Origin of the sequence: Desulfovibrio subterraneus (assembly GCF_013340285.1) — a bacterium.
Classification (GTDB): domain Bacteria; phylum Desulfobacterota; class Desulfovibrionia; order Desulfovibrionales; family Desulfovibrionaceae; genus Halodesulfovibrio; species Halodesulfovibrio subterraneus.
This window is the reverse complement of record NZ_BLVO01000016.1, coordinates 339,907-357,591: the sequence shown is the minus strand read 5'-3', so window position 1 is coordinate 357,591 and position 17,685 is coordinate 339,907. Positions and strand designations below refer to the sequence as shown.

14 protein-coding genes are annotated in these 17,685 nt (G+C 58.3%); 11 read left to right on the top strand and 3 right to left on the bottom strand.

Features of this window, described 5'->3' with window-relative positions:
- Nucleotides 1-273 precede the first annotated feature (273 nt).
- A complete protein-coding gene (locus tag HUV30_RS15985; protein ID WP_174406500.1) occupies nucleotides 274-687 on the bottom strand; it encodes a hypothetical protein in 414 nt (137 codons plus the stop codon).
- Nucleotides 688-893: 206 nt separating this feature from the next.
- Nucleotides 894-3,386, bottom strand: a complete 2,493-nt coding sequence (locus tag HUV30_RS15980) for an acetate--CoA ligase family protein (RefSeq protein ID WP_373869341.1) — start codon at nucleotides 3,384-3,386, stop codon at nucleotides 894-896.
- 95 nt (nucleotides 3,387-3,481) lie between these two features.
- Here HUV30_RS15980 and HUV30_RS15975 point away from each other — a divergent pair, with 95 nt between their 5' ends.
- The 8 genes from HUV30_RS15975 (at nucleotide 3,482) to surE (ending at nucleotide 10,635) form a co-directional block, all read left to right on the top strand.
- Nucleotides 3,482-3,688 (top strand): hypothetical protein, encoded by a 207-nt coding sequence (locus HUV30_RS15975; RefSeq protein ID WP_174406499.1) that lies wholly within the window; start codon nucleotides 3,482-3,484, stop codon nucleotides 3,686-3,688.
- 454 nt (nucleotides 3,689-4,142) lie between these two features.
- A complete protein-coding gene (locus HUV30_RS15970) occupies nucleotides 4,143-4,562 on the top strand; it encodes a YccF domain-containing protein (RefSeq protein ID WP_174406498.1) in 420 nt (139 codons plus the stop codon).
- A 22-nt stretch (nucleotides 4,563-4,584) separates the two neighbouring features.
- A complete protein-coding gene (locus HUV30_RS15965) occupies nucleotides 4,585-5,283 on the top strand; it encodes a DUF2959 family protein (protein ID WP_174406497.1) in 699 nt (232 codons plus the stop codon).
- Between the two features lie 69 nt (nucleotides 5,284-5,352).
- Nucleotides 5,353-6,738, top strand: coding sequence for a sigma-54-dependent transcriptional regulator (locus HUV30_RS15960; protein WP_243452222.1), 1,386 nt, complete (start codon nucleotides 5,353-5,355; stop codon nucleotides 6,736-6,738).
- A 428-nt stretch (nucleotides 6,739-7,166) separates the two neighbouring features.
- Complete coding sequence (locus tag HUV30_RS15955; protein WP_174406496.1) at nucleotides 7,167-7,550, top strand: hypothetical protein; 384 nt, start codon at nucleotides 7,167-7,169, stop codon at nucleotides 7,548-7,550.
- Between the two features lie 327 nt (nucleotides 7,551-7,877).
- Complete coding sequence (locus HUV30_RS15950; RefSeq protein ID WP_174406495.1) at nucleotides 7,878-8,252, top strand: ArsR/SmtB family transcription factor; 375 nt, start codon at nucleotides 7,878-7,880, stop codon at nucleotides 8,250-8,252.
- An 11-nt stretch (nucleotides 8,253-8,263) separates the two neighbouring features.
- A complete protein-coding gene (gene arsB, locus HUV30_RS15945) occupies nucleotides 8,264-9,358 on the top strand; it encodes an ACR3 family arsenite efflux transporter (RefSeq protein ID WP_276512322.1) in 1,095 nt (364 codons plus the stop codon).
- A gap of 461 nt (nucleotides 9,359-9,819) precedes the next feature.
- Nucleotides 9,820-10,635, top strand: a complete 816-nt coding sequence (surE, locus tag HUV30_RS15940; protein WP_174406494.1) for a 5'/3'-nucleotidase SurE — start codon at nucleotides 9,820-9,822, stop codon at nucleotides 10,633-10,635.
- Nucleotides 10,636-10,747: 112 nt separating this feature from the next.
- Here surE and dnaX read toward each other — a convergent pair whose 3' ends face one another.
- The gene (gene dnaX, locus HUV30_RS15935; RefSeq protein WP_174406493.1) at nucleotides 10,748-12,886 is read right to left on the bottom strand and encodes a DNA polymerase III subunit gamma/tau; all 2,139 of its coding nucleotides are present in this window, start codon (nucleotides 12,884-12,886) and stop codon (nucleotides 10,748-10,750) included.
- A 472-nt stretch (nucleotides 12,887-13,358) separates the two neighbouring features.
- Between dnaX and HUV30_RS15930 the strand changes: the two genes are divergently transcribed.
- The 3 genes from HUV30_RS15930 (at nucleotide 13,359) to HUV30_RS15920 (ending at nucleotide 17,528) form a co-directional block, all read left to right on the top strand.
- Nucleotides 13,359-14,120: a M15 family metallopeptidase gene (locus tag HUV30_RS15930; RefSeq protein WP_243452221.1), complete on the top strand. Its 762-nt coding sequence runs from the start codon at nucleotides 13,359-13,361 to the stop codon at nucleotides 14,118-14,120.
- The gene (locus HUV30_RS15925; protein ID WP_174406491.1) at nucleotides 14,117-15,481 is read left to right on the top strand and encodes a M14 family metallopeptidase; all 1,365 of its coding nucleotides are present in this window, start codon (nucleotides 14,117-14,119) and stop codon (nucleotides 15,479-15,481) included. The genes HUV30_RS15930 and HUV30_RS15925 overlap by 4 nt, the downstream gene beginning before the upstream one ends.
- Nucleotides 15,482-15,659: 178 nt before the next feature.
- Nucleotides 15,660-17,528 carry a response regulator gene (locus HUV30_RS15920; RefSeq protein ID WP_174406490.1) on the top strand — a complete coding sequence of 623 codons (1,869 nt, stop codon included), beginning with the start codon at nucleotides 15,660-15,662 and terminating at the stop codon, nucleotides 17,526-17,528.
- Nucleotides 17,529-17,685 lie beyond the last annotated feature (157 nt).

Genomic DNA, 17,685 nt, shown 5'->3' with positions numbered 1-17,685 from the left:
TGAAAAGTTCAGGAAATTTGGGAGGATTGCTAAATTTGTGCAAAAAACGATGCAACAGAAGCGCCCGCCGCATCCGAATTTGGCATTACTGTCATATACTGTCGAAACACCCGCAACAGCTCACACCTGCGGCACAAAAACCGGCTTGCGCGAGTACAGTACGTGGCGGACCCGAACGGCCTGACGAGCACGGATTGAACACCGGCCACCATACGCACAAAGGGCGCGGAACCCAGCTCCACGCCCTTTGCATATCATACCACTCGCACTCAGTTAGGGATTCAGGTTCTGGTAGAATTCAGAATCCCTCGCACCGTTCAGATATTCCTTGAGCTTCTTGATATTGCCCTTCATGAAATCCAATCCCTGCTTGTAGTCCTTGCCCTGCTGGGCATACCAGGCTTCGCGGGATTCAAACACGGCCAGCTTTTCTTCAACATAGCCTTCCAGTGCCGAAAGGGCATCTGCCCCCTTCTGCACCAGCGCATCGGCCTCCGCAGTTCCCTGCGGTGCCTTTTTCCATGCCTTGGCTATGGTTTCAAAGGCATCGTAGCGAGCCTTTGCTTCGTTCAGCACTTCCTTGGTCATGGCCTTGTCTTCGGCCTTGGTGGCATGGGCCAGATCGGGAACTGCGAACGCGACAGCCAGCGCAATGGCGACAACGGACACTAAGCGGTGCAACAGCATCTGAAGCTCCTTGGGGTGAAATAATGGGCAGACAAACTGCCAATGCCTGCAATCAGATACGCAACGAAATAGCACCAAGCAGACGCTTCCACAATCACCCCCGGGATATATCGGGCCGCAGGCCACCTAAAAACACCCCGCCGGTATCAACCAGCGGGGTGCGATTACATCAGACTATCAGCATTTTGCCTGTGGATACGGATGCCCTACCGCCTGCCCAGTGCCGTTGTCAGCCGAGCCTTGATATACAGCGACAGTGCCTCCATGGCTCTGTCCACACAGCGGAATACGGGGAAGCCGAGAGCTTCCAGCGCATCCTTGAAGGGGTCGAAGATGCGGCCACCGTCCACAACCAGCACAAGGGGCTTTCGCAGCCCTGAGCGCAGAGCGTCCAGTTCATCCACAATACGGGCCTTTTCCGGCGCGTTGCAATCGCAGGAGGCGCCAAGTGCATCGGGGGGGCCTTCCGCCTTGTTCTGCACGCCGCAGGCCGCAGCGGTAATGAGTGAATGCATGGCCGGTGTGATGGGCACCAGCCCTGCCACCACGGCATCCACACGGGAATCCTTGTCCAGCAGGCGGATAACCGAGGCAAAGACCTCATCATCGGCACCCGGGTTGATATCCAGCGGGTTCTTCACGGTCACAAGGCTCTCCAGACGCTTGCGGCGGACCAGTTCGGTCAGCTGCTCCTGCGTGGCAGGTGAGAACTCGGCAAGCTGCATCTGGTAATCATCGGTCTGCACGTAGTCCGCAATGGCCACCGCCTCAAATCCTGCGCTGGAAAAGCCCGCAATGCGGTTGCCCGCAATGGGCTTGCCGTGCAGGCGCGAAGCAAGGCGCAGCAAATCTTCAAACTGGCCGATATTCTTGGCCACCATGGCCCCAGCCTGTGTCAGGCACGCCTCGCACACGGTGTAATCTCCGGCCAGCGATGCCGTGTGGCCAGACGTAGCAAGGCGGCCTTCCGGAGTGCGTCCGGCCTTGTAGAACACCACTTCCTTGCCTGCGTTCACAGCCGCGCGCACGGAACGCGCAAAGGCAAGGCCATCCAGATCATTGAATCCCTCGGCATACACGCCGATGACATCCACATCCGGCCTGTCCTTGAAATAGGCCATGAAGTCGCCGAGCGTCAGATCCGTCTGGTTGCCCACGGAAACGAGATAGGCAGGGTCCAGCGAGGGCCACTGGCTCACGCGGGTACCCATAAACGCTCCGCTCTGGCTGATGAAGGCCATGTTGCGATGATGCGTGCCGCGCTGCTTGGGCAGCTTTTCTTCCGACAGGAACCATGTGTCATATCTGCCGGGATGCGAGATAATGCCCATGGAGTTGCCACCGCAGAAGACCGGACCACCGGATTGCGTGGTGTGCGCGGCCGCAATCTTGGCAATAATTTCATCGGCGCGCTCGCGGCTCTCTTCCGTCTCGCCCAGTCCGCCGGGGATGAGCAACACGGACTGCGCGGCGTTCCGCTCCACGATCTGATCCACCAGATCGGGCACCATGTCCGCGCCCACGGCCACGACGAGGAAATCGAGCGGCGCTTCCAGCCTGTCCAGACCGGCCACGCAGCGTACGCCATCCACGCTTTGCGCTGTGGGATGGATGCAGCACATGTCATCCGGCGAAAAACCGGCCTTGATGATGTTATTGAGTATGATGCGCCCGAAGTTCATGCGCGTGGGCGATGCACCGATAATGCCGATGCTTTTGGGGTGCAGCAGGGCATCAATCTTGGCTATGGGGCGCGGCACGCCCCCTGCCCTGGGTTCCGAAAAGGCGCACAGGCCGTCCAGCGGCACCATGCTGTAATCGCTGAAGGCAAAAGGGTTCACCTCCAGTTCGTCGATGACAAAGGGCGCTTCTGGATTATGGGGCGAGAAGTGGTTTGCCACCTTGATAAGCGCCGAGAAGCATTCCACAAGCTGCTCATCCGTGACCATGCGGGTCTGGCTGCGGGTGAGCCCGGCCAGTTTCTTGTAGGAAACGGTGCGCGTGAACAGCTCGAAGAAGGTGATGCCGTCCAGATTGGCCGTGGCTGCGGAAACCAGCGCGCGGTCCTTGCGGAAATGCTCGGCATAGAGTTCGGTGTCCGTGCCGCCAAGCCCCGCCGTAAGCACCATGCCGAACTCGCGGGTGTTGCGCAGCCCCACGATAAGCTCGTTGCCGAAGGCATCGCTGTCCGGCGGCATGAACTGCACCAGCAGCACGCCCACGATATCAAGGGAAATGGCCGTGAGCAGCGCATCGCCGGAAAGCCCGCGATACTTCTCCGGCGCACTGGCCGGATGCCGCTCGATAAGCGTGGCGTATTTTTCGGACACCTCATAGAGCATTCGGCGGCAGGTGGCGCGAATCTTGTCCGGCTCCTTGGGTACAATGCGCACGCCGCCCACCTCGGTCTTGTGCACAATGGTGGGCGATACGATCTTCAGCACCACCTTGTCTCCGGGCATGCTCATCAGCTCTTCGTCATCCGGCATAGCCGTAACGGGCAGCAGCAGCGTGCGCGGGGGCGTCTCCGACCCCAGATGCTTCAGAAACTGATACACCTCATGCTCGAACAAGGTCGCGCGGCCTTCATCCGCCGCACGGCGGAGCACGCCTTCCATGCTCGGCAGATCAACATTGGTCTGCACCTTTCGCAGACGCTCGTCCCAACGCTGGGCGAATACGGATTTTCCCCACATCATATGCTTCCTGTCATTGCGTCGGCCAAACTGAGTATTGTTCGCAGACGCAGTATGTTATGCGTATATGCTTCCGGACCGTTATAACGGGAGTGGCCATGGAACCGACGACGGAACTGGTTACGGAGCAGGTTACGGAGCAGGCTGGTGGTAATGTCGTTTCTGTTTTCTTGGGCTCCGCCGGGCAGGAACCTGACGTTCCTGCACCTCGCGTAAGCGATGCAAATCCGTTATCTGGCCCCACTTCCGGCTTAACGGAGATGCGGTTTTTTGAAAACGAGGGCTTTCTTTTCGCTGTTTGGTAGGAAACCTGTCCTTCCATCCTGACAGGGATACCACAAAACTGCATAATACCGGAACCATCGCCTGACTCCCTGCGCAAATTCTTGTAACGTGAAAGCTGCTCCGCTGCCACACCCCTTTGAAGAGGTACCCTGATTGCGGAGAGTGGCGCGGGGACCCGCCCGATATGGGCGAACATAACCGGATAGGGCCAGATAGAGTCGGATTGGATAGGGCCGACAGCATGACCGACATTATGGCTCTCGGAACACGGCATTCTGCGGGTGCGGGAATCGCCGGTCCATAATCGTGCCATAATCGCTCCTTAATCGCTCCATGACCGGCAACGTGGTGTTTCTCTTGCCATAGCCGGTAAGGATAGCTAGGTTTCATGCAACGCACTGCATTGGCGGAGCATGCTTCCACCCTGAAGGAAGAAGGCTCCAGCCCGCAGCAAACCCTTACAAGGGCGTGAACATGATCCGAATGATAATGAATATTCTCTGGTTTCTGCTTGGCGGCCTGTGGATGGGCATAGGCTGGTATCTTGCCGGACTGATCATGCTGGTGAGCATCATCGGCATTCCGTGGGCAAAGGCGTGCTTTGTCATAGGCACCTTTGCGTTCTGGCCGTTCGGCAAGGAAGTGGTACGGCGCGAATACGTCACCGGACGTGACGATATCGGCACCGGCGCGCTTGGATTCATCGGCAACGTGGTGTGGTTCATCTTCTGCGGAATCTGGCTGGCCATTGGCCACCTGCTTGCAGCGCTGCTGAACTTCATCACCATTATCGGCATTCCTTTCGGCTTCCAGCACATCAAGCTGGCGGCCATATGTCTTGCGCCCATAGGCAAGACTGTGGTGGAACGGCCTGATACCTTTCTCGACTCCTAACAACCTACAGGGTGAGTGCAGTATGCGCGCGACGCGTAATGTTGTGTTTGTTCTGACTTCCTTACTGTGTGTTCTTATGCTCGGCGCCGCAACCGGCTGCCGCAATGTCTATTACGATGCCATGCAGGCCGTGGGCGTGGAAAAACGCGAAATGCTCGTCGAAAATACCGAAGAGCTGCGCGACACTCTGCATCTGGTAAAAACCGAATTCGGCGTTGCCCCCAACAGGCTGGCAACCATTGTTCAGCCGGATGCCCTTGCCCCCGACCAGCAGTATGAACAGGCCCAGATTCTGTATGACAGCTGTCAGGAACGCTACGACGAGCTGAACAACAGCATCGGCAAGACCGAAGAAGTTGCCAACTCACTGTTCGAGGACTGGATTGAAGAAACCAGCCAGCAGCCCACCGACAGCCTGCGCGCCGCCAGCCAGAGACGACTGGATGAAACGCGCGAGGCCTTCCGCAGCATGATGCGCCCCGTGCGCTCCGCTTCGGACAGGGTGCCGCCGGTGCTGAGTGCGCTTGAGCAGCACGTCATTCATCTCAAGATGAATCGCAATGCGCAGGCTTCGGAGACCATTCTCGCCGAACTGGATCGTTCGCAGACCGACCTGCAGGCACTGCTTGATCAGGCGCAGGTTGCCATAGACGCCACCAACACCTTTATCCATTCCATGAGCCGTCAGGTTCACCAGATGAAGACCGGACAGCAGGAATAGCAGACGAAGCGCAGGCGGCACGGCACATATCGTGCCGCCTGTTTTGTACTTCCCGCCCACGGAGAACGCGTGAAATCCATAATGATCATCTGCAGGGACGAGACCGACAGGTACACCCTGCTCAAAGAGCTCGCCAACCACGACGTGCGAGTGTTCCCCACACTGGACGATGCGCTGGAGGTGCTCTCGCGCCTGTTCTTCGACGCCGTGTTCATTGATCTTGAAACGCTTTCCGGTTCCTTCGGCTCTCCGCACAAGGGCATGAAAGAGGTGTGGAAGCGCCGCCCCTCCTGCGAAGTCGTGGTGCTTACCCCGCCCGATTCCGTGCGTCTGGCCGTGGACGCCGTGCGCGACGGGGCCGCCGACTACCTGACCGCCCCGGTGCAACCCGATGAGCTGCATCTTGTCATGGGCCACCTGTTCCGCTCTGTCGAACTCAAGACCGAGTTAGGCGTGCAGGCCGATGACCAGTGGCAGGAAAAGACGCTGGATGCCCTGCAGACCCAGAACCCCAAGATGCAGGCCCTGTACGAAAAGGTTGAACGTGTTGCGGGCACGCGCAGCACCGTGCTGCTCACAGGCGAAACAGGCACGGGCAAAAGCTTTCTGGCCCGGCTTATCCACCAGAACAGCAAACGCCGCGGCCGCCAGTTCATAAGCGTGCACTGCGGGGCCATTCCCGAACCGCTGACCGAGAGCGAACTCTTCGGCCATGAAAAGGGAGCCTTTACCGGCGCCATAAAGCGCAAGGCGGGCAAGTTTGAACTGGCCGAAGGCGGCACCATTTTTCTGGATGAAATAGGCACCATCAGCCATGCCACACAGGTAAAACTGCTCAGCGTGCTGCAGGACAGGGAATTTCAGCGTGTGGGTGGTGAGGAAACCATTCCCTGCAATGTGCGCGTTATTGCCGCCACCAACGAAGACCTTGAAGATCTGGTCCGCAAGGGGCAGTTCCGCCGCGATCTCTTTTACCGGCTCAACGTGTTTCCCATTGAAGTGCCGCCGCTGCGCGAACACCGTGAAGACATTCCCCAGCTCGCCACCCGTTTCATCCAGCGGTCCAAACCCATTGGCAAAGAGATTCACTCCATCCACCCCAAGGTGCTTGATGCCTTCATGCGCTACGACTGGCCCGGCAACGTGCGCGAGCTCGAAAACCTTGTGGAGCGCGCGTGCATTCTGGAAACCGGGTTTGTTCTTTCTCCGGAAAGCGTGCCGCAGGAACTCTTTGGCGAGGACCGCTGCCCCGTCTCCTTTCAGGCAGATACGGACATGCCCCTTGCGGAGGCACGGCAGCAGGCCATAGACCGGTTTGAGCGCATGTACCTTTCCCAACTGCTGAGCACCACACGCGGCAGCATAGCCCAAACTGCAGAAAAAGCAGGCATTACCACCCGCCAGCTGCATAAATTGATGACCCGCCACGGACTGAAAAAAGAAATTTTCAAATAATGTGAGTCAGGCCGTTTCGGCCGCCGCAAAAACAAGAACCCGCAGTTCTGAAATACATATTCGGAACTGCGGGTTCTTGCTATGCCGTTACAATCTTTGATTTGCTTATTTTTCAGAGTGTTATCTGCACTTTGATGCACAATTCCCCAAAAGCACTATATGTGTGCACAGTCATACCGGAACTTGCAGTTCTCATGCAAGTTTATGTCGGCACTACATATTCCATAAATTCAATAGGATACAATGTTGGCACGGGCCATGCTTTATGGAGAATCAAACACGCATGAAAATGCACTGCGGCGAACCGGCACCGTCCGGACGTTCCACAGAGGCTTCAAGGGGAGGCCGAAGGAAGCACCGCAGTTCAGCATATATCAAAAGGCCCGAGCCAAGGCAGTGGCAGACGGCCGCATAAAAGGAAGAACGCCATGTCCACCAAGCAGACCCTGTTTGCACGTTTCGCCGCCATTCTGGTGCTTTGCGCCGTATTCGCAGCCTTTGTTGCCTCCGCACCGCAGGCCGCCCAGAAGGTTTACAGCCCCGCAACCGCCAAGGTTGGCAAGATTCACGTTGGTCACGATGTTGTTTTCTCCGGCACTATTGCCGAGCTGAACGACGAATTTTTCCTGCAGCTTCCCGGTCAGGAAGTTTATTACAAGCTCGACGGCATTCACGACTACACCATGAACGGTGCTGACGTGGTCATCAAGGGCACCGTAAAGCTGGTAAATCAGTCCGAAGCCGTTATCGACGTGCGCCAGTACGAGATCACCGGCGGCAACCAGCCCGCAGCTGCTCCCGTTACCCTGTAGTTTTCATAACACCCCCGACGGCGGAGCCGGCAACACTCCGCTGTTCCCATAGGCCGTAACTGCTAACCCCCCTTGTGCGCCGGCAACCGCACATAGGCACAAAAGCCACGGCAACAGCGTATGGGCCTCATCCTCCCTCCGGATATCAACAACCGGAGACCCCATACGCGGCAGATGTGTCGAAAAACTCCACAGCCGCTACGACCGGATGGAAAAGCGCTCCCGAGGCAACAACGGGAGCGCTTCTTTTTTGTCCGTCGCCAAAATGTAACAGGCACATCCCTTCTTTCGCATTGACGAATCCGCATAAGCGGATATGATGCCCCCATGGAAAATCTCGCAGAACAACTCAAGGCCCTGTCGGAACCGACCCGCCTGCGCATTGTCAGGCTGCTCATGCACGGCGAGCTGTGCATATGCGACCTTATGGCCGCACTGGACCTGCCGCAGTCCACCATCTCGCGCCACATGTCCTTTCTGAAACGGGCTGGCTGGGTAAACGGCAGGCGCAGTGCCAAATGGGTGTATTACAGCCTCGCCATTGCCCGCGACCCTGCCCATGCAGCCTTTCTGGGGGCGCTGAAAGACCTGCTGCCGCCCCGCCCCGAAGCGATAGAGGATGATAAGCGCCTTGCGCGCCACCTTGCCACCAAAACCACCGCAACCTGTGCCGACACCACGCATGAGGCTTGCAGCAAATGACGGAGTCTGCCGTGAGCGAATCTCTGATGAAAAAACTGTCCTTTCTGGACAGATACCTCACCCTGTGGATCTTTCTGGCCATGTTTGCCGGTGTTGCCATCGGCTACTACCAGCCTTCCGTGAAGGATGTAATCAACAGCGTGCAGGTGGGTACCACGAATATTCCCATCGCCATCGGCCTTGTGCTCATGATGTACCCGCCGCTGGCCAAGGTGCGCTACGAGGAACTGGGGCAGGTGTTCCGCAACGGACGCGTGCTGATGCTCTCGCTGGTGCAGAACTGGATAATCGGCCCCGTGCTCATGTTCGGTCTGGCCATCACCTTTCTTTCCGGTCAGCACGAATACATGGTGGGGCTCATTCTCATCGGGCTTGCCCGCTGCATAGCCATGGTCATCGTATGGAACGATCTGGCCAATGGCGATCGCGAATACTGTGCAGGGCTTGTGGCCTTCAACTCCGTCTTTCAGGTGCTGTTCTTCTCTGTCTATGCCTATGTGTTCATCACCGTGCTGCCCGCATGGTTCGGGCTTGAAGGGGCGGTGGTGGATATCTCCATTGGCCAGATAGCCGAGAGCGTGTTCATCTATCTTGGCATTCCCTTCCTCGGCGGCATGCTCACACGCTTTGCCGGAATCCGGCTGAAGGGGCGCGAATGGTACGAGCAGGTGTTCATTCCCAAGATCAGCCCGCTCACGCTGGTCTTTCTGCTCTTCACCATTCTGGTCATGTTCTCCCTGAAGGGCGACAAGGTTGTGGAGCTGCCCATGGACGTGCTGACCATAGCCCTGCCGCTGACCATCTATTTTCTGGTCATGTTCCTCGTGTCCTTCTTCCTTTCCTGGAAGGCGGACGCCACATATGAACAGGCCACCACGCTCAGCTTCACGGCCGCATCCAACAACTTCGAGCTGGCCATTGCCGTTGCCATTGCAGTGTTCGGCATAGACTCCGGTGTAGCTTTTGCCGCTGTCATTGGGCCGCTGGTCGAGGTGCCTGTGCTTATTGCGCTGGTGAATGTGGCGTTGCGGTTCAAGAAGCGGTATTTCCCCCACGCCAAGGCAACTCCTGCGGGAGTGTGCCATGTGCGCTGCCCGCAAAAATAGACGCCGCAACCCGTAAAAACGTGCCCCCGCCCGCAGGGGCAGGGGCTCAGACTGCTGGCAAAGTCACTTCTGGGGATGGCTCCGCCGGGCAGGAACCTAACGTTCCTGCCCCTCGTATAAGCGATGAGAATCGGTTTGTTGGACATCAGTTCCGGCTTAACGGAAACGCGGTTTTACCGAAAACGAGGGTTTGTCATTACCCTGAGCCCCCGCCCGCAAGGCGGGGGCTTTGTCTTGCCTGCCGCCGTAACTGCCCAAGCGCGCCCATATCCGAACATAATCCGAGCATGATCCGGCCCTGAGCTGGCCCCCACCGGAATCCGGTCGCCATGCTCGCCGCGAGTTGCTGGCCCCCTGCAAATGGTGCATAGAGGGGGGGCCCTTTCAACCGCCGCAGAGAAACAGATAACGCACGGGCAATGCGGCAGGAATCCGTTCCGAGCCCGAAGAAGAGGTATTGCATGACCAACAGGAAATATAAGGTAGTCATCACCAATGATGACGGCATTGAATCACCCGGTCTGGCAGCCGCAGTGCAGGCTGTGGAGCCCTTTGCCGAGGTCCTGATCGTTGCTCCCGCCACGCAGCAGACGGCCATGGGCAGAGCGCAGGTGGGCAAGCCTGCCTCTGTGCTCCAGAAGAGGATTCTCACTATCGGCGACCGGCAGTTTGAAGGTTTCGCATGCGAGGCGGCACCGGCCAGAGTGCTCGGCCATGCTCTGAACATCTTCAGCGATTTTCGCCCCGACCTTGTCATCTCCGGCATAAACTACGGCGAGAACCTCGGCGCAAACATCACCAGCTCCGGTACCGTAGGGGCAGCCATGGAAGGTGCATACAGGGGCATTCCGGCCATTGCCGCATCCCTTGAAACGCCCATTCACAGCCATTTCACCTACACCGAACAAAACTGGGAATCGTCCATCCAGATACTCAGACGGCTCGCCTACACGTCCCTGAGCGAGAGCTTTCCGGCAGACGTGGACATTCTGAAAGTGGACGTGCCGAGCACAGCCACCCCTGAAAGCCCATGGCGCATCACCCGCCTTTCCAAGACCCTCTACTACCGCTCCACACTGGACAATCCCTCCCTCACCAGCCCGCTGGGAGAGGCTGTGACGAGCAAGGGCGCGGATGAACAGGAACCGGAAGATACCGACGTATACGCGCTGGCCGTGGACAGGGTTGTTTCCGTTACGCCCATATCGCTGGATTTGACTGCCAAAAGCGCATTCTCCCGTTCCGGCGCATGGAGTGCCTGCTTCAAGCAGTCCTAGCGGTATCGCGGCAAGCTACCGCTGCCCCACACAAAAAACAAACCCCGCTGTCGCAAAGACAGCGGGGTCTCATTTTCGATATTGCGTGGTGGTTACACCATTGCGGCGCGGCCTATTTGCCCGGTTCGTCCTTGTGGCGGAAGTGGATGAGCGCGGCGCCAAGTTCTTCTTCCAGCATGCGCGACAGGGGGTGGTCTTCCACCTCCTTGCGCAGTTCAGCATAGGGGCGCACACGGCTGGTGGGCTCAAGAACGGCAAGCCTGGCCTGCGGGCCGAACCACTGGCGCGCCCGCTCGGTCAGCACGGCCACAAGCCCCGGCTCATTCAGGCGGCCATATTGAATGCCGGACTGCGTGCGGATGCGCAGCTCACCTTCAGAATACTCACCCTTGGCGGAATGCAGAATATTCACGCTGCGTCCGCCCTCGCCGTTCTGCTGCTTGCAGAATTCCAGAAAGGTATCCCAGTCGCGGGGACCGTCATAACTGGACGGGTCCAGCACGGCAGGCACCGCAGACGGTGCGGCTTCTTCCTGTGCGCCATAGGGATAGGTCGTGGCATAGGAACCGGCCGCGGCATAGGAATCAGACGAGCCCGGCATTTCTGCCCCGCCATAGATATCCTGCGGTTCGGGCTGCGGGCCGCCCATGCCTTCTGCACCGCCGAATTCCGGCGGCAGGTCCGGTGGCGGACCATCCAGATAGCCTGCGGGCGGGCCGGAATCCTCGCCGGAAGACACATTGCCGGAAGGCATGCTGCCCGACAAGTTGCCCGACGTGTTACCGGAAGGCATCCCTCCGGACGGCATATACGCGGGTGCGGCATTCTCACGGGCCGCCGCAGCCTGCGCAGCGCGCTGCCGGTGCGGAGGCTCCGGACGCTTGCCATGAGAAGCCTGCCCTGCAGGTGCAGAAACAGGAGCCTCGTTCCGGTTGCCGGAGAAGGAAGGAGCAGTTCCGGTTGCGGCAGACGGTGCATCGGACTGATCGCCCGACTGGATCGCGGCACCGGCTGCGGCATCAAAAGGGTTTGTCGGCCCTCTGCCCTGCGGTGCCCCCTGCCCTGCGGGCCTTGGCGCACCGGATTGAGCCTGGGGCTGGGCAGACTGTTGCGGGGCAGGCTTGGCCCCCCCGCGCGAAAGTTGTTCCATGTTCAGCAGCTTGGGCAGGAAGGTCAGATTCAGCAGCAGCAGTTCCAGCGCCATGGCCGGTTCAAGGCTGGTGAGCACCCTGCGCTGGCCTTCCAGTGTGAGCTGCCAGCAGGCATGCACGTGCGCAAGTTCAAATTCCGGCACCCACTCCAGCCACTGGCGGGCTTCCGCCTCGGGCAGGTCCAGCAGGGGCAGCGCCTGCTCTCCGGCCTGCTTGAGCATGAAGAGGTTGCGCCAAGTGGTGGCCAGTTCGCGAAGGAAGTAACCGATATCCACCCCCTGATCGAGAATGGACCGGATGACGGAAGAAACCGCCACCACATCCTGTGCCTTCATGGCCTCCATGACCTTGAAGAACAGTTCCTGACCGGCAAGGCCGAGAATGGAGCGCACAGAGCTTTCTTCCAGCTTGTCATGCCCCAGAGCCAGCACCTGCCCCATGAGCGACATGGAATCGCGCACGGAACCGGCCGCACGGCGGGCAATGAGCTTCACGGCCTGCGGTTCGAAATCGCGCTCTTCCCTGCCCAGAATCTTGGTGAGGTGCGCTTCCAGCTCATGCTCGCCAAGACGCTTGAATATGTAGTGCTGGCAGCGGCTGATGATGGTGATGGGAAATTTGTGCGGCTCCGTGGTGGCCATGATGAAAGTCACGCCCCTTGGGGGCTCTTCCAGCGTCTTGAGCAGCGCGTTGAACGATTCGCGGGTGAGCATGTGCGCTTCGTCGATGATGAAGACCTTGTAGCGGCCTTCCATGGGCGCATAGCCTATGGATTCGCGCAGGCGGCGGGCATCGTCGATGCCGCGGTTGGAAGCGCCGTCAATTTCCACCACGTCCACATGCATGCCCTGCGTGATCTTGCGGCAGTGCTCACACACATTGCAGGGTTCTGCCGCGGGCGCGTTCACGCAGTTCAGCGACTTGGCGAATATGCGGGCAATGGTTGTCTTGCCCACACCGCGGGTGCCGCTGAACAGATAAGCGGGTGCTATGCGGTCTTCTCGTGCCGCGCGGGAGAGGATGGCCTTGATGGTTTCCTGCCCCGCCACATCGGCAAAGGTTTGCGGACGGTATGCTGTGGTCAGAGATGCTGTGCTCATGATTCCCTGCGATATGGAAGTGACGTTGCGGAACCGGTACCGGAGTATGTGCCGGTACGCCACCGGATACTGTACTGATTGCTGCGGTTCCGTTGCGTTTTCACCGAAACGGCAACGCCCCTGCACCATGATGGCAAAAGGGGCTGCTGGCCATTGCGGACAATGTGACAGGCTAAAGAAATTCCGGCCAAGTGGCAAGCTCTGCAGCATGCGGCCCGCTTGCCCTGCAGCCTCTCTGCATCTGTGCAAAGCGCGGAATGAGTCTATAACGTTTTTGCGTCCCGCCGCATTCTGAGGTACACTTGTACCGCGATTCACACCCACTCTTGGCCAAAGGAGTCCGAAGCTGAACCGGCGACATTTTCTCCACCAGATCTGCTGCTGCGCCTCTGCCCTTGCGGTCCAGTCGCTCCTCCCGGCACCCGCCCGCGCGGTCACAGCCTTTTCCGGCACCATGCAGGATGCAACAGCCTTGCATTTTTCACCGCAGGAAGGGGCCTACGACCTGCATATCCGCGACTACTACGACAAGATGCGCCACTTTGACGCGCCTTTTGAAGGTGACATCGTCCTGCAGGGCGAGCACCGCGCCATCCTGTTCCAGTCATTGCAGCGCATAGAACGGCTGGTGCGCACCGTGGGCCATGGCAATTTCTCATTGCTCGGCTTTGACGAGGCCATCCGCGTAGCCCGTAATTACCCGAATGTAGGGGCGTTCTCTCGGAGCGAACTGGAATTTCTGGAATGCCAGTTCTATGCAGACGCCGCTGTCTATGGTTTTTACGGGGTAAAGGTCATAACGGGGCTCACCGCCCACATCCGCGATCGCGACGTATACAAGGTGCCGTACAGCGGCAACTATCTCTTCAAGGGAGAGCCTCTGGATACGTGGAACACCATTCAGAAAACCCTTGGCAACGAGGTGGTGCTCACCTCCGGCGTGCGCGGCGTGATGAAGCAGTTTCACCTCTTTCTCAACAAGGCCGCCACGAACGACGCCAACCTTTCCCTTGCATCACGCTCTCTGGCCCCCCCCGGTTATTCCTTCCACGGGGTCAGCGATTTCGACGTGGGGCAGCGTGATTTCGGCGAATTCAACTTCACTGATCGCTTTACCGAAACAGATGTTTTTCTGCGGCTTGAGGAACTCGGCTATCTCACCCTGCGTTACCCGCGCGACAACCAGTTGGGCGTACGCTTCGAACCTTGGCATGTGAAAGTGAAACAGGCATGAAATATCTACTCGGACTCCTTCTCATCCTCTGTACCGCGCTTCCTGTGCAGGCCCGCAACCCGCTGGACTTTTCCCTGCTCAAACTGGGCAACGACCCCAAAGGCCCCACCGTGCTGGTCATCGGCGGCATTCAGGGGGACGAACCGGGCGGCTTCAATGCTGCCGGTGTGCTCGGCAGCCACTACACCATCACCAAGGGTAATGTATGGGTGGTGCCGAACCTGAACTTTCCCAGCATCATTACCCGTTCAAGGGGTCTGCACGGCGACATGAACCGCAAGTTCGCCCGCCTTGGCAAGGATGACCCGGAATACGAAACCGTCGAGAAGATCAAGTCCATCATCGTGCACCCGCAGGTAGATATGGTTCTCAACCTGCACGACGGCAGCGGCTTCTACCGCCCGCAGTGGGAAGACGCCGTACGCAACCCAAAGCGCTGGGGACAGAGCGTTATCATCGACCAGGAGGCCATAGCCTCAACCCGCTTCGGCAATCTTGCGAACATGGGCACCCTTGCCGTGCAGGATGCCAACAATGCCCTGCTGGTGCCCGACCACCTATACCATCTCAAGAACACACGCACCCGCGAGGGTGACGTAGAGATGGAAAAAACCCTCACCTATTTCGCCATCACCCACGGCAAACCCGCCTTCGGCATAGAGGCCAGCAAGGCGTTCAACACGGCAACACGCGCCTATTACCACGTGCGCATTCTCGAATCGTTCATGCGGCAGGCCGGAGTGCAGTTCGAGCGTGACTTCACCCTCACCCCCGAGGGGCTGGAAGCCGCCATGAACCGCAACCTGCACCTCGCCTTTCATGACGGCAGGCTCACGCTTGATCTCGACAACATCCGCAGCACCCTGCGCTATGTGCCTTTAAGCCGCAATGCGGGCGACGATTTCACTCCTTCCAAGCCGCTGCTCACCATGGTGGGCGAAGGCAATGCCTTCAGGGTCTATTACGGCAACAACCGCATTACCCAGCTCGTGCCGCAGTATTTTGACTACGACGACAGCCTCAAGGCGCTGCGCATGACGGTGGACGGACTGGCCAAAACAACGCCCATGGGCAGCATCGTGAATGTAAGCGACGCCTTTGAGATTGCACCGGAAGAAGGCTACCGCATCAATATTATCGGCTACACCCGCCCCGGTGTGGACAGCGAATGCGGCATATCCATACGCCGCAATGAAATCCTGAACGCCTACTCCATAGACAATGCGGGAGATGTGTACCGAGTGGAAGTGTATCGCGGCGACAAGTTCTCGGGCATGGTCCTTGTCCGTTTCGGCGGAGCACCCACACAGCTCGTGCAGGGCAGCGACTACACCGGAGAAGAGGACGCTCTCGGCAGATAACCGGATCGCGCAATGCAAACGTCACCCCCGCCGGGCATGATTTGACAGCAGCTATTGCAGAAAAGCCTTCACCGTGGCATATTTATGCCATACTGAGGATTCCTGCATTTTTTCGATACATTTTTAATCTGCCACGACGGTCTATCCCTTTGCGGCAAACTGCCGGAAGATAGTTCAGATGCAAATCATGCAAGCCGACCGCAGCTTTCAGAAATACCCCGTGTTGTACGGGCTGTTCATTCTTGTCGTGGTAATGCTGGCCGTTACCTGGACAGTGTATGAGGAACGGGAACAGATGGCGCACATAGACATGCGCCTGAAAACAGCTGCCCTATCCGTCAAACACATGCTCGCCTCCGACTTTCATGACCGTGCCACCGGTCCGGAAACCATTTCTTATGAAGAAGAGATGAAAAACCGGCTCCGCGTAAACGACCTTGTCCGCTACTCCGGCCTTACCTACGCGTACACGGTTGTCAGCAACCACGGTGAATACTTCTTTGCCGCCCCCACCGTCAGTCCCGACGAAGCCGCAAGCCGCAAGCGCTGGTATTACTATCCTTATCAGGATGTACCGGCCAGCTTTGTCTCCGCCCTCAGAACCGGCAGGGCCGTATTCACCACCTATACCGACCAGTGGGGTACCTTCCGCTCCGTGGTCATTCCGGAAACCACCCGGGCCGGGCGCGCCTATCTGGCCTGCGCAGACATAGATATTTCCCGCATCACCGATCTCAGGATAAAGAACTTCCTCATTGCCGCCATCATATCGGCAACACTCATTCTTGCCTCGCTCCCGGTGCAGATGCTGTTCAGACGCTCCACCCGGCAGCATGTGCAGGAGCTCAAAAAAATGAACGCCGAACTGACCGCTGCCAAAGAAGCGGCAGAAGCGGCAACGCAGGCCAAATCACTCTTTCTCGCCAACATGAGCCATGAGTTCCGGACGCCGCTCAACGGTATTGCCGGAGTGTTGCAGATGCTCCGCCTGCAGATAACCAATCCGACGCAGAAGGAACTTATCGGCCTGGCCTCGCAATCCTGCGAGCGCCTTTCCCGGCTCATCTCCGACCTGCTTGATCTGGCCAAGATAGAAGCGGGAAAAATCGATATCATTGCGCGCCCGTTCGACCTGCATGAACTGCTTCACAACATGACGGAGCAGTTTACCAAACTGCTCGACAATGGTGCCGTAACCTTGCGGCTGGACATGGATTCTGCCATTCCGCGTTTTGTGGAAGGCGATGCGGAACGCCTGCATCAGGTGCTTGCCAACCTCATGAGCAACGCCTGCAAGTTCACAGAGGCCGGTTCAGTGACGCTGAGCGTGCGGCTCATGTCCATACAGGACAACACCAAAGCCAGAGTCACCTTTGCGGTCGAGGATACCGGCTGCGGCATTGCTCCTGAAGAACTGCCCCTGCTGCTCGAACCCTTCACGCAGGCCGATCTCAAATTCACACGACGCCACCAGGGCGCAGGGCTTGGTCTGGCCATCTGCAAGTCCCTTGTGTCCGAAATGGGCGGCTCCTTTGCCATTGAAAGCAAACCTGGGCTTGGCACCACAGCCTCGTTCACCATTCTTCTGACTCTTTCAGACAGGGAAGAACACCCGACAAGGGAAACACCTGCTCCCTTGTCCGGCACAGGCATGCGCAACGTGCTGATTGTGGAGGATGATCCGGTCACCCAGCATGTCATTCAAACGTTCCTCATGGAGCAGAGGTGGCTGGCCCATACCGCGGCCAACGGAAAGGACGCTCTGCAGGCCCTGCTTGCAAAGCCGTTTGACCTTGTTCTGCTGGATATTCAACTGCCCGTCATGAACGGTTTGGAAATGCTGGAAAAACTGCGCAACGACAATAAATATCAGAGCGTGGCCCGCACACCCGTTGTCGTGGTGACCGCCTATGCCATGAAGGGAGACAGGGAACGCTTCCTCAAGGCCGGAGCGGACGACTACCTCTCCAAGCCCTTCTCGCACAATGATCTGCGAGAAGTACTCGCGCGGTGGACCGGCGGAACGCACAAGCCCGTCCGAAGCTAGAACGGCTCCTGTCCGGAGTTGCTGACAGGTACAAAAAAGCAGGGCGCGTCATACACGCGCCCTGCTGCTTTTTTCCGGCATCGTTTTCTGCCGATCTCTTATCGTATCGGGTACCGGATCTGGTATCGGATCTGGTATCGGATCTGGTCTCAGCCGC

Coding starts and splice junctions, on each gene's coding strand:
- HUV30_RS15985 (WP_174406500.1), bottom strand. CDS start 687: ATGCTGTTGCACCGCTTAGTGTCCGTTGTCGCCATTGCGCTGGCTGTC.
- HUV30_RS15980 (WP_373869341.1), bottom strand. CDS start 3,386: ATGATGTGGGGAAAATCCGTATTCGCCCAGCGTTGGGACGAGCGTCTG.
- HUV30_RS15975 (WP_174406499.1), top strand. CDS start 3,482: ATGGAACCGACGACGGAACTGGTTACGGAGCAGGTTACGGAGCAGGCT.
- HUV30_RS15970 (WP_174406498.1), top strand. CDS start 4,143: ATGATCCGAATGATAATGAATATTCTCTGGTTTCTGCTTGGCGGCCTG.
- HUV30_RS15965 (WP_174406497.1), top strand. CDS start 4,585: ATGCGCGCGACGCGTAATGTTGTGTTTGTTCTGACTTCCTTACTGTGT.
- HUV30_RS15955 (WP_174406496.1), top strand. CDS start 7,167: ATGTCCACCAAGCAGACCCTGTTTGCACGTTTCGCCGCCATTCTGGTG.
- HUV30_RS15950 (WP_174406495.1), top strand. CDS start 7,878: ATGGAAAATCTCGCAGAACAACTCAAGGCCCTGTCGGAACCGACCCGC.
- surE (WP_174406494.1), top strand. CDS start 9,820: ATGACCAACAGGAAATATAAGGTAGTCATCACCAATGATGACGGCATT.
- dnaX (WP_174406493.1), bottom strand. CDS start 12,886: ATGAGCACAGCATCTCTGACCACAGCATACCGTCCGCAAACCTTTGCC.
- HUV30_RS15925 (WP_174406491.1), top strand. CDS start 14,117: ATGAAATATCTACTCGGACTCCTTCTCATCCTCTGTACCGCGCTTCCT.
- HUV30_RS15920 (WP_174406490.1), top strand. CDS start 15,660: ATGCAAATCATGCAAGCCGACCGCAGCTTTCAGAAATACCCCGTGTTG.